Origin of the sequence: Noviherbaspirillum sp. L7-7A (assembly GCF_019052805.1) — a bacterium.
In the GTDB taxonomy this organism is placed as follows: Bacteria; Pseudomonadota; Gammaproteobacteria; order Burkholderiales; family Burkholderiaceae_D; genus Noviherbaspirillum_A.
Window position 1 is genome coordinate 340,507 of the sequence record NZ_JAHQRJ010000003.1, and the last position, 11,956, is coordinate 352,462.

The 11,956-nt window shown below is 54.5% G+C and carries 7 protein-coding genes and 1 pseudogene; 3 read left to right on the forward strand and 5 right to left on the reverse strand.

The features are described 5' to 3' along the window. The first annotated feature begins 255 nt into the window (after window positions 1–255). The gene (locus KTQ42_RS23015) at window positions 256–1,254 is read left to right on the forward strand and encodes a tripartite tricarboxylate transporter substrate binding protein (RefSeq protein WP_217347946.1); all 999 of its coding nucleotides are present in this window, start codon (window positions 256–258) and stop codon (window positions 1,252–1,254) included. Between the two features lie 717 nt (window positions 1,255–1,971). Here KTQ42_RS23015 and KTQ42_RS23020 read toward each other — a convergent pair. The 4 genes from KTQ42_RS23020 to KTQ42_RS23035 all read right to left on the reverse strand — a co-directional run bounded on the left by KTQ42_RS23020 (window position 1,972) and on the right by KTQ42_RS23035 (window position 7,322). Beyond that, the gene (locus KTQ42_RS23020; RefSeq protein ID WP_217347947.1) at window positions 1,972–4,242 is read right to left on the reverse strand and encodes a CRISPR-associated endonuclease Cas3''; all 2,271 of its coding nucleotides are present in this window, start codon (window positions 4,240–4,242) and stop codon (window positions 1,972–1,974) included. A 36-nt stretch (window positions 4,243–4,278) separates the two neighbouring features. Next, entirely contained in the window at window positions 4,279–4,593 is a 315-nt protein-coding gene (locus tag KTQ42_RS23025) for a hypothetical protein (protein ID WP_217347948.1), read from the reverse strand. A 217-nt stretch (window positions 4,594–4,810) separates the two neighbouring features. After that, window positions 4,811–5,884, reverse strand: coding sequence for a hypothetical protein (locus KTQ42_RS23030; RefSeq protein WP_217347949.1), 1,074 nt, complete (start codon window positions 5,882–5,884; stop codon window positions 4,811–4,813). Between the two features lie 859 nt (window positions 5,885–6,743). Next, the gene (locus KTQ42_RS23035) at window positions 6,744–7,322 is read right to left on the reverse strand and encodes a hypothetical protein (protein ID WP_217347950.1); all 579 of its coding nucleotides are present in this window, start codon (window positions 7,320–7,322) and stop codon (window positions 6,744–6,746) included. Between the two features lie 858 nt (window positions 7,323–8,180). On the opposite strand from KTQ42_RS23035, the pseudogene KTQ42_RS23040 reads away from it, so the two are divergent. Further along, window positions 8,181–9,264, forward strand: a pseudogene (locus tag KTQ42_RS23040) (IS256 family transposase); the annotation flags it as partial. Between the two features lie 743 nt (window positions 9,265–10,007). On the opposite strand, the gene KTQ42_RS23045 reads toward KTQ42_RS23040, so the two are convergent. Next, the gene (locus KTQ42_RS23045; protein WP_217347951.1) at window positions 10,008–10,532 is read right to left on the reverse strand and encodes a hypothetical protein; all 525 of its coding nucleotides are present in this window, start codon (window positions 10,530–10,532) and stop codon (window positions 10,008–10,010) included. Window positions 10,533–10,858: 326 nt separating this feature from the next. Here KTQ42_RS23045 and KTQ42_RS23050 point away from each other — a divergent pair, with 326 nt between their 5' ends. Further along, on the forward strand, window positions 10,859–11,890 hold the full coding sequence (locus tag KTQ42_RS23050) for a ParM/StbA family protein (RefSeq protein ID WP_217347952.1): 1,032 nt from the start codon (window positions 10,859–10,861) through the stop codon (window positions 11,888–11,890). Window positions 11,891–11,956 lie beyond the last annotated feature (66 nt).

Consider the following 11,956-nt stretch of genomic DNA (forward strand, 5'->3'; position numbering starts at 1 on the left):
GCAGGGCCATTTTATGGATTGGCTATTGCGAGTCCAAGGAATCAATGCGGATATCGATATGCCATTTTTGAGCGGCGTTATTAGGCTTTTTTGATATATCGATATCCATTTCTATTCGTTGTAACAAGCTGGTGCGCTTGCTTAATATCGCTTTCATTGACAACCGCCGTTGTCACCAATTCCCTGGCGCCTGAATGCCGCTTTATAAAGCGCGCTGCCGGCAACGATCACTCATTTAGCCCACGAAGAAACAACATGAATTTATCCGCATTTGCGCGTTACGCGCGCGTGTCCGTGGTCATCGCCATTTCATCTGTACTTTATCCTTTGCACGCAAGCGCTTCCGGCATTGCGGACAACTATCCCAATAAACCCGTGCGCATTGTCGTTCCAGTTGCAGCGGGCGGCAGCGCCGACAAGCTCACCCGGATCATCGCTGAACGATTGAGCGCACGCTGGGGACAATCAGTCACGGTAGAGAATGTCGCTGGGGCGAGCGGGATCATCGGTGCCGAGAAGGTCGCGAAATCCAAGCCCGATGGTTACGTCATCCTGCAGGCTGGTGAAGGCCTGGTGTTGAACGGCATTCTGTTTGGCGATTTGCCCTACGACGCAAAAAAGGCGTTCGCGCCGGTCATTAAGGCAGTCGTTAATCCACAGGTGCTGGTAGTGAATCCAAAGTCGGGCATCAAGAATTTTCAGGACTATGTCGCCTACAATAAAAATCACCCTGAGAAACTAAGCCTTGCGCTCCCCGGTCTAGGAGGTATTGCGCATGTTGGGCATGAACTGCTGAACCGCGAGACCGGAGGGCGAGTCAATTACATTCCGTATCGCGGTGGCGGTCCGGCAGCGGTAGATGTTATTGCCGGCCATGTCGATGCGACGCTGATCACGCTGGCAGCCGTCACGGAATATGTGAAAGCCGGCAAGTTGACCGCACTTGCGGTAACGACGCCCTACCGCTCCAAGGCGCTACCGAATGTGCCGACGATGGCGGAGACAGGGGTGCCGAATTTCAAGGTGGAAAGCTGGCAAGGCTATGTCGTACCCACCGGCACACCGCCTGAAATTATTTCAAAGCTGCACCACGATATAGCCAAGGTGCTTGGCGAGCCGGAAGTGCGCAGCAGACTAGAAGACATGGGTTTTGGTGTGACAGGCGCCTCGCCGGCTGAACTGGAGACAACGCTGAAGGCAGAAGAGGCAACTTATGGAAAGGTCATTCGGACCGCGGGAATTAGCGTGCAATAGACTTTAGTTTAGCCATCCAACTCTTAAGGGTTTAATTTGACTTTCCGCCGAAACCGGACAATGAAGATCGGCAGGTGGACGGGAAAATATGAGCTGAAAGGCAGTTTCAGCAGGTTCGTTAAAGATCCGCAGTGCTGTACTAGAAGATCCCAGTGCCCGGCGCTTTATATCTTTATACACTCGCAGGCTAAATTTACATAGGTCTGCGATACAGCGTAAGCAGCCCTAAGTGTTCAAAGGTCTGCTGTTTCCAGCTCATCATAAAGTCCAATTTCAGCCATATCGGTCAGTACTCAAACATGGAAGCCGCTGTAACAGCCGGGCGGACGTCGGGGTTTTTCCGTTGTGAGCAATTAAGCCGGTACGATTAGTGTCGAACAGATCGATTACATGAAGCAATAACTTGATCTCTCAGCCAGGCCAACGTCAGTCTATCGACGGCGGCGATGATGCCAGCTCCAGTTTATCCATGCATGGGGTAGACTGTTCCAATCCGCAAAGTGCTTGTCGAGTACCGCCGCTGGCGGCTGGCTAACCACCAAGCCATTTTCTATGGCTCAGAACGTTCCATCCCGCAATTCAGTGCGAATCATCTTGTCCACCATTTCCTTGCCAAAAGCTTCGCGCAAGGAATCGATCCACGCTGTCACCCCAGGCATTTTCCCCTGAGGTGGCCAGATGAAGAAGTGCTTGATGGCCGAGTTTCATGAATCGTGTTCATCTAGCCTCCTTTACTGGGACAAGCAGAACGGTGCCAGCTCTGGTTGATCTTCGTTCAACATATTCCTTGGGGAGTTGTTCGTCGACATTCTTGTTGGGAAACGCCTCTTCAATCATGGACTGCAGAATGAAATATTGTCCATCGATCTCTGCCAATGAATGAAGTTTTCCAATTTCAACTGCTCTCTGTACCAATCGCTGAAACACTTCGAACGAAGTCTTTTTTAAACTTTCTTCTGGCAAGCCTGACAGAGCGCCAATCTTAGTTTCAGCTTTATCTCGTTTGCGCACATACATGGCTGCTGTGTCGTTTCCTGTACCAAGCGACTCAGCAAGTGTTCGGGCACCGCGCTTTTTGCCCTTTTCGGGTGTCAATTGCTGGAGGAATTGGGAAGGTTCGGCCGACTGGCGCAGCTGAGCCAGACTGCCGTTGTTCTTTTCTTCCTGCTTTTGCTTTTTATAATTGGAGATCACATCTTTCGGAACATCCTGAATAACAGTGCCGCGGTCATGACTTTCCGGAATTCCCAAGGGTTGTTCGTTGGGCTTTTCCAAGGCAGGCTTTGAGCAATCTTGGACAGCCCCCTCACATACAGCTTCCTCTTCGGCAGGTTCGGGCAACGCACAGGTCAAGTCGGTGATCTGTGCGCCGGTTGCAGGCGCAGCACACGCAACAATCGATGCAATAGTCTTTGGTATAGGCAAAATCGTCTCATCGATATTCAGTCCCTCTTTCACGGCTTCGATGACTGTCTTCCCGAACGCTTGCTCTACCATCTCCATCAGCTTTGACGGTTCAATAATCTCTGCCAGGTGCGCAAAATAGGGTCGCTCGATTTTTGCGACGGTCGCCAGGGCTGGCAGATCTACGAGCGACAGCAGCTCCGTGTGTTTTACCGTAGGACGGATGATGATCGTCTCGCGCCAACCGGCGATGATAGTGTTGTCCTCGCTATGGTAGAAGCGCACGAAAAACAGCGGCTGAAATGTTTTGAAATCGACCCCGTTATGGAGCGTGGAAAGCAGACCTTTCTCGGTCAAAATCGACAAAATCCGATTGAGCAGGATAAAACGACCTCTCCCAGCCTCGATTGAGACTCCCAACTTGCGGCACATTGCTGCAAGCAGCGGCGCTTCCCGCAAGTAGACCAGGTTGGCATGCTTCTGGCCGATCTTGAAGACCTTGTCCGTGTCGCTATCGCCCCTTCCATCGATGCGACCTTTCTCCGTGATGCACGACACAAAAGCTGCATAGATCTCCTCTGCTTCGCTTTCAGTAATGGTGTCTTCATTAACAGACGCGGCACTGATGCCGCTTTCTCGCTGGCCGGTGGTCTTGTCGGCAAGGATGAGGAACCCCATCAGTGCCGTCTTGCGGTCGTCAACGGACAGTCCATTCTTATCGACCGGGAAGTCGCTCGGATGATGGTAGTGGGCAATAACAGTGGTCAGTGCCTCCGTATCTCTGGGCGGTAGCTCCCAGAATTCACTAATGCGGGCTAGTATCCTGGCGCCAAGCGCGTCATGCTTGATGCCGGGGTCATCCTGCATCGCTCCTGTTTCATTGGTCAGCACCGTGCCATCCGCCTGCAGTTTGTAGGCTTCGATCTTGCCTAGGTCATGCGCCAGCGCCAGAACCGGAATGATCGGGTCAAGCGGATCGAACACGTAATTTGCGTTGCGCTTGGCAATGATCAGCTTGGGTGACTTTCCCGGGCGCCTGATGTAGACGCCCTCATAGGACCAGCCTGGAGCAAGTTCAAGCGCCGTATCCGCCACGGCCATGCAGTGCTGGGCAAGCGTTCTCCCGCCATGGCCACCCTTTCGATGGCTTGCCGGGTGGGTCTTGTGCGCCGACAGGGTTTGCCAGATTGCCATGAACAGGGTGACATATTCCGGATGGGCGACCTTGTTCGCCTCAATCCACTGTTTGACCCGCTCGCTTTCAATGGGGAGGCATTCCTTAGCCTTTGCACGCTTGGCCGGCGGCGCCAGAATGGGTACCGGTCCGATCGAGGACGTCACGCCATTGAAGCTGCCGCCTTGTAGTCGCATTTGCGCAAGCGACCGCTCAAGGAGAATCAGCCCGGCCGTAATGACCACCCCCATGACGCAACCCACCACAGTGACGAAAGCCCCGTGGATCATGTTCGGAACGTTTTCCCAGAAAAAGACCGGGTCCGTGAACAGGGTGTAGAGATTCATGGGGATCCATATCGACAAAAACACGATGAAGGTCGCTTTGACGATGGGGTTTCTGGCGTTCATAGAAAGGCTCCTGCTGCTTGCGGCACGGTGGTTGGTTTAGCTTGTTTGGCAACGGGCTTGCCGTCCTTGTCTTCCATGGTGGTCCTGTAGCCGTCGGCATACCCGGTATTGGGCCTTGCTCGGCTCCAGCACCTTCATGGCGAATTGGGTGGGGATGGTGGGTAGGGAAGACAAGTCGCGCCCTGTCGTTGCCGCCTCTGGCGCAAACAGTTCGACCAAGTGGCCCACTGCGCAGGAGACGATGGCGGTGTCGCTCTCCAGCAAGTTCTGCACCTTGGTAAAGCCGCCAAGCGCGGCAGCAATGTCTTTGGCAACTGACGGGTTTTCCGCCACGATCAGCATCTTGCTCATGGTCTGAATACCTCTTCCTGTACATAAAAAACAAGCCAAGACGTTTGCATGATCTTGGCCTCAACTCTGATGCCCCGCGATACCTAGTGCCGGGTGCCAGAATTGGACCGTAGCCGTTCGACGCGGCCATGTTCGTCGGCGCACTGGTTGTCGCAGAAAAGCTTGCCGCTCTCGACATCGGCTTCGCAGCGACTGTTGTGGCAGATTCCCGTGGGGGCTAGGTGCCGGACCGCGAGACTTGCCTGGGCCGCTTTGACGGCACGCTCGATGAAGGCTTTGCTGACGGCGTCGGAATCGTCACAAACGTCGGCCATTGTGTTAGTCCCTCTGGGGTGATGTCGTTCAAAGCATCAGCCAGAATGGCTGCGGCGTCAACGCCGGCCGGAACGTTAGCTTGCGCAGGCGCTTCGCGGCGCGGCGCCTTGCGGGTACCCATTTGCAGCATTTCGGCGACCCAGAAAGGGGCGATCTTGATCAGGCCCGAATCCGGCGTTACGGGACCGGGGAAATCCTTTGCTTCAATGTAGGGCAGCTTGGACACCGGTGCGATGCCGGACTCCGGATCAGGTGCACCGAGCGCCTTTACATCGAGACGATATTCACCCTGGACCTTGATGGGCAGGCCGCGGGTGAGCGTGTTGGCCAGGGGCTCCAGGTTACGGCCGTACCAGTGGATCGGGATGCTCTTGTGGGGATCTTCGGTCTGGCGCAGCAGCGCCACCAGCCGGTCGTTCATCGGTTTGCCTTCGGCATTGACGCGATTGCGCTCGAGCGACTTGGCCTGCACGAAGCCGGCCAGCTGGACGGTGTTGGTCGCATTCTTGTTGAGTTTCAGCACGCGCCAATCGACGCTGTTCATGCGCTCTTCCTTTGCGGGCATATCGCCGGCGACCTTCCCAACGGCCTCGATGGCAGCTGGTAGGCCGGAATCCTTCGCCGCCGCATGCACCTTGACCGACCACTTTCGCATGACATCTTCGGTAAAACGCTTGTCATTGTGCATGAGATTGGGTGACTCGAAGCGAATACTCTTGCCCCGCACGATACGCACGTCGCTTTCGCGGGCGCCGATGAAGTGGCAGTAAGCCATGACCAGATCCCACTCTTTCAGGTCGCGCGGCAGCGGCGCCTCGCGAGGGTCGAACTCGACGGGCAGCATGTGGTTTTCGCTGGCGGTTTGTTGGATGAAGCACTTACCCTCGCCTGGCAGGCGCAGCACGCCCACGATCCATCCTGAATTAAGCATGCCGTTTGGGTAGGAATACGAATCGGCATTGCGCTTGGCGTCCATTGGAAGCACGGGAACTCCTAAAATAAGTCAATGAAACCTTGAACGGGGGCTGTGATGAGACAAGCAGCCCACTGCACAGCTCATATCGAAAGCGTAATGTTGTCCTTTGTAAATGATTATACAGAACACAGATGTGTAATACCAAGAGAAATCAAAATTGATTCTTTGCTCCGGATGGAAAAGATCGCAGGCGCAGCAATACACACTAGACACACTGGAATTCTAGGCAGACTAAGCCTACGCTGTTCCATTCAAGCGCATTTCAGGAAGCCCTTGCGTCTCTGACGCCGGGGCTTTTTGCTATGCCGCGCAAATTCCCACCCCATTCATTTCCTTAAACATGTAAGCCTGTCTGCGCACTGCGATCCTGAACCTTATACAAAGGCGTTCTGTATTCACGGATACCCGATCAATGCGAATTTTCGCTGGTGTTGTCTCTCTCCTAAGGATGCATCATGAAATGAGCGCTTCCCTTCCAACCTGTCCTTGGCGACATCGTATTCTGCAAATTCCCTGAAGCACTTGAAGCAACCTGCCCTCGCCCGAAGATCCGGCCGGCACTGGTGGTGGACGTGTCCAGGGATAGAAAACGCGTGTACGTCGCCTATGGCACGTCACAGAAGACCGAGCAGCTCTATCCTGGTGAATTCCAGGTGGATCATGCAGCGTCGATGGAAATGGCTGGCCTGTGTAAGCCGACCAAGTTTGTCCTGTGCCGCAAGCACTGGCTGGCGCTGAATGCGGAATGGTTTGTTGTTCCTCGCAAGCGTCGGTTTGGTCAATGTCCGAAGTTGGGCAAATTGTCGGAGTCGCTGGCTCCGCACATGGCTCACGCAGTCGAAACCATGAGGCCCATGTCCTATTTCAGCCGTTGCACAGTCTGTTCATGCAAGTCATTGAAAGGCTCGTTTCGTCCCCTATCGCGGAACTCCACCAGCAGTTCGACCACTTTATCGAAATTCTGCCGGTCTAGGGTGTAGAGCAGTTCTGAAATCTGATCAACGCCGGCGGCGCCCTGCTCGCGGTTGTGGTACACGCCGTGCGCGGCCATTGACGCGGGATTGGGCGCGATTTCCAGATGCCGGCAGACGCGCTCGAGCAACTGCACATGGCGGGTCCGAATGGTGCTGACGATATCCTTGTCGCCCTTGCCGTGGCCAGTAACGTGCGCGTCGAAAAAACGCAGGATGTGGTCCGGGGTGACGGTAGACAAGTTGACCTGTTCGCCGGCCATCCATTTGACGAACTTGGCAAACATGGTGATCAGGTTCTTGCGTGTGCAATCTCGCAAGGGACGCTTTTCCTTGTTGACGTCAGTAGGCGGTCGACGGCCATGGTCGACGTAGGCCTCGGATTTGACCAACTCGGCAAAGGCCTCGCTCCGCTCATGGCGCCAGCCATCGGGGTGATCGTATAAACCGAGCGTTTTCATATCCATCTGAGGACTCTTCTGCAAGCAGGGCGGCGCAGCCGCCTTGCATTTATGACTTCTGTCTTGTTCGGTGGGATGCCGACTGGAGGGGAGAATAATTACTGGTCAAGCATACAGTAATTCAGGCTCAGGAGACAAGAACGCAACAATCTATCCATCACCGCGTCAAAGCCTTAACCCCGCCGATCGACCCATCCACTTCGAAATACCTCTCATAAATTTTGACCGTCCGTAAAACTCCCTTTCCCCCATCTCTCCCCGATGCGGCCGCGCCCTAGAGAAAAAAAAGAAAAAAGAAAAAAAGGGATTCATCGGACGGTGGCCACTAAATCGAGCGCAAATACGCAACCAAAGTAAAGCGCCGGTAGGTAAGCGGAGCCGATATCCACGCCTCAGGGATAGGATCGAGACGACCGATCAAAAGGAGAAAGTGAATTCAGAGCGCCGCGGCGTCCGGTCCATGGTCAACGGACAGCTTGCCGACGGCACAGGTCGCAGGGGTGGCGCTTGCGCCAGAAAGAAAAGAAAGAGAAGAAAATAAAGGGGGGTTAGAGGAGACGGAGCGGTCGGTGGAGTCGGCTGGGAGGTAGCCGAAGCCAGAATAGAGAGGCTGGACAGGGATGGATTGATTGTTGCATTTTATGCTGACTGGTCAGGACTTACCTGATCCGTCACTCGTCGACGCGGCTCTGATTGCATTCATGCCGCGCCGAGTAGTGCTTGCAAAATGGGGAAACCATCGATCACGAGGTCGCTTATTTGCCTTTTGCGGGCGGCGGCGGTGACTTTGGTAAGAGATTGCCGCGGCCTCCGTCAGATGGCTTTCCAGTTTTGCTCGGACCGTTCGGCACCGGTCCACCGTCGGCTGAACTGACTCACCACCTGGCACAGGAAGAGCAAGCCAGTAAAAATCATCCCAACGGCACGTTACCCAAAACGGTACTGGCGCCCGGCGGCGAACTACAACTCGATGTGCCGCGCGACCGGCTATCGAGCTTTGAACCCACGCTGGTAGCCAAGTACCAGCGGCGCATGCCTGGCTTTGACGATCATGTCATCAGCATATACGCCCGTGGCATGACGGTACGGGAGATCCAGGGCCACCTGCTGGAGTTGTATGGCTCGGCGGTCTCGCCGGACCTGATTTCCACCATCACCGACGAAGTGATCGAGGAAGTCGCGCAATGGCAAAGCGGCCGCTGGAGCCGATGTATCTGATCGTGTACTTCAATGCATTGCGCCTGAAGATCCGCGATGAAGGAACGGTCAAGAACAAGGCGGTATACCTGGCACTGGGCGTGCGCGCCAATGGGCGCAAGGAAGTACTGGGATTGTGGATTGAACAAACTGAGGGCGCCAAGTTCTGGCTCAAGGTGTTCAACCGACTTGAAGAACCGGGTTTGCACGACATCCACATTGCGGTGGGCGACGGTCTGCGCGGCTTCCCGGAAGCGATCGAGGCAGTCTATCCGCAGGCCCAGATCCAAACCTGCATTGTGCATCTGATCCGCAACTCGACGACGTTGGCCGCATGGAAAGACCGTAAGGAACTGGCAGCGGCGCTCAAGCCGATCTACCAAGTGGCCAATGCGGATATGGCCGCTGCGGCGCTGGACGCATTTGCTGCCGGGTCATGGGAAGCCAATTCCCGACCGTGGCGGTGATGTAGCAACGCCAATGGCAACAAGTCATTCCATTCTTTGTGTATCCGCCTGTGGTTAGAAAGATCATCTATACGACCAATGCCATCGAAAGCTTGCATATGCGCCTGCGCAAGATCGTCAAGAACCAAGGCCACTTCCCCAGCCACGAGGCCGCTACGAAGCTGCTGTTTCTGGCCTTGCGCAACATTGAAAAAGACTGGAAGATGCCACCGTAGACATGGAAGCAAGCGGCCAATCCACTCGCGATGATATTCGGCGAGCGCTTCACCAACGCTGTCAACTAAACCGGCCTCGTACACAAAAAACTGATCGTCTCCCCAGGACGGACAAGAGCCGGGCCGGCCCGCATCTTTATCCCCTCGATTGCCTGTCCTCGCATCCGGAACAAGCAAAGCCGACCCCGAGCCAGCCGCCGCCGCTGCCCTACCCTGGAGCAAGGGCTTATGACACAGGTCAGCTTGTTGAGCGGATGGGGAAACGCAGTTGATTTAGGAGCAAGGAATAAGATGGACAACGGTAGGCCGTCAATAGAAGGAACTGGATCGGAGCCTGGCCAGGTCAAGTCCGGTTCTGACGCTCGACCAGGTCGCAAAGCCATCACCGGCCGGAAGTTCGCCCGCGTGCGCAAGTAGGTAAGGCAGCCAAGTGACCAAGAAGAAAAAGAAGCTCCGAACGCTGGCCAGCACTGGCGCCACATGGACAAGTCAGTCATCTACGCATCCGGCACAAGCAACTTTCCCGACAGGCAGTACTGGGATGCCAACGCCTACTTCCCCAGGCAAAGAAAGACGGGTGATGCAGATCGATTAGCCCAATGAGGCAAGCTCCACTCCGCAGGAGCGGAACAGTCCAGGACCTTCTGACACGGGTCAGGTTGGCCAAGCCCGCCGGGAGCCTAACCAGTCAGTCTCGGGCGCCAGCCAGTCATGACCATTTTGATACAGGTCAGGATGACTGCCAGGTCTATGAGGCAGACCCGGCCGGGAGATTGTGAAAGGGAAAGAGAAAAGAGAGGACTCAGTGGAAGTCAGTCGTCCTCAGGAAGCATTTCGAGCAAGACAGCAGAGGAACGACCGGGCTCGGAGTCGGGACTATCTGTTCGGTTCTCCAAGGCTTGGAGAAGCCCGTCTAGATTCGCGTTCATGGCCACCAGTTCTACCTGATTGGATGTGCTTAGCGCTTCAGTCATCTTGAAGTTCTGAATCTTGCCCAATGCCCTGGCGCGAAGCACGAGGAGTGTTTTGCTCATCCGCATGAGGTCCTTGACCACTGGTGAGTCCGCTCGCCATTCATGTGACGTTTTCACGACCAGGACTAGCGACTCCAACTTGACGCGTTCAGCCCGCCACAAACCGGTCCTTCCATAAATCCATTTCACCACAGAAGGAACAAGTTTTCCGCGTTTTTTCCACCACTGAATGCGCAGTTTTCCGCTCTTCCAAGGCTGTAGTTTACCTAGTGCTTCATCGATTTTGGCGAGTTGGATATCGATCTGGATGACGAGTTCAACGAGGGTGTTTGCGGTGGCCTCGACTTCGAGAACGAGAGCCATGATTTCATCAAGGTTGCGGGGGGGTCGGAACGCCATAGTTTAAGTAAGGGTTAGGAGGGGATCGGAACTATGCAAAGATTCCCGTAGATTATGATTATTTATGTTGTGAATTGTCAATTTTAGTTAGGTATCGTATCATTCGTTCGGTGATGAGGAGGTGCCACACGGCGTGTGACACACGGCGCGAGGCACACGGGACACGGCATGTCGCACACGGGACACGGCACGGAGCCAGTAATTAGTAGTGTGCACTGGCTCTTCTCCAATACCTGCAGTGGAGTCCGAACCCTCACCTCTTATCTCAACTTCTTACATAGGAAATATCAATGCACGGTCAAACCATCATCGGACTCGACGTTGGCCGAAGCGCCGTCAAGGCAAGGGCCTTTGCCAAAGGGCAGGAATTTGAGCTGACCTTCCCATCGCTGGTCTGCCACGCGATCATGTTAAGTGACGAAAATTCGATTCGTACTGCAGAACCCGAGACGATCGTTGTGGAAGGTAGAAGCTACTTCACTGGTGATACTGCACGTCTTCAGGGAGGCGTTACTTCATCCGCAGGACTTTCACACGACTGGACTGAAACCCAAGCCTATCAGGCGCTCGTCCTATCGACCTTGAAGCGCCTTGCTCGCATAGGGGTAACGGGACTCGAATCCCCTTATATCCTGGTAGGCACGCCTGCTGCTCTCTATGGCAAGCAACGTGAGCGGCTTGAGGAACTCACCCGAAAAGCAGCACCTAATGCCGATGTAAAAGCGTTGTCGCAACCAATGGGCGCATTTCTATCGTTTTTTCTGAACAAAAAGGGATACCCGATTTCAGAAAATATGATTGATGAAATCGGTCGTAAGAAGTCCTGGGCCGTCATCGACGTAGGGCATTTCACGACCGATTTCTTGTTGATGAAGGAAGGCGTCCATATCGATCGCAAGTCTGAATCTTGCGAAGGCATATTTCTGGCAGCGGAGCAACTCGGCCGTATTTTGTCGGCCAAAGGTATAGACGCCTCCCCGGTTGCTTGTGAAGACGCGCTGAGAACGAAAAAAATACGGCATTTTGGTGTGAAGTCAATTGCCGACGAGGTAGCTGAAGCAGCCGAAGTTGTGGTCAGCAAGATTATGACCAAGACAAACGATCTGCTTGCGGCTGAGGCGGCAACTGTCGACGGGATTCTGCTTGCCGGAGGCGGTGCCCCAATTATTTACGACAGCCTGCTTAAGCAATGGCCTCACATCATGCTTCTGCCTGAGCCACGAATGGCAGTTGCGGAAGGGTTTTGCAGATATGGGAAAGGTCAACTTCTCAAACGTGCGGCAGCCATCACGGTTAAGGAAAAGGTGGTGGCAAATGGCTAGACCTATCCTGATATCGGATTCAAGTACAACGTTAATGCAGGTGAACGCCTTGACATTATTTCAAAT

Bases quoted from the DNA above. Each gene is read 5' to 3' on its own strand.
- KTQ42_RS23045 (WP_217347951.1), bottom strand. From the start codon at position 10,532: ATGGCTCTCGTTCTCGAAGTCGAGGCCACCGCAAACACCCTCGTTGAA.
- KTQ42_RS23050 (WP_217347952.1), top strand. From the start codon at position 10,859: ATGCACGGTCAAACCATCATCGGACTCGACGTTGGCCGAAGCGCCGTC.
- KTQ42_RS23020 (WP_217347947.1), bottom strand. From the start codon at position 4,242: ATGAACGCCAGAAACCCCATCGTCAAAGCGACCTTCATCGTGTTTTTG.
- KTQ42_RS23030 (WP_217347949.1), bottom strand. From the start codon at position 5,884: ATGGACGCCAAGCGCAATGCCGATTCGTATTCCTACCCAAACGGCATG.
- KTQ42_RS23015 (WP_217347946.1), top strand. From the start codon at position 256: ATGAATTTATCCGCATTTGCGCGTTACGCGCGCGTGTCCGTGGTCATC.
- KTQ42_RS23025 (WP_217347948.1), bottom strand. From the start codon at position 4,593: ATGAGCAAGATGCTGATCGTGGCGGAAAACCCGTCAGTTGCCAAAGAC.
- KTQ42_RS23035 (WP_217347950.1), bottom strand. From the start codon at position 7,322: ATGGATATGAAAACGCTCGGTTTATACGATCACCCCGATGGCTGGCGC.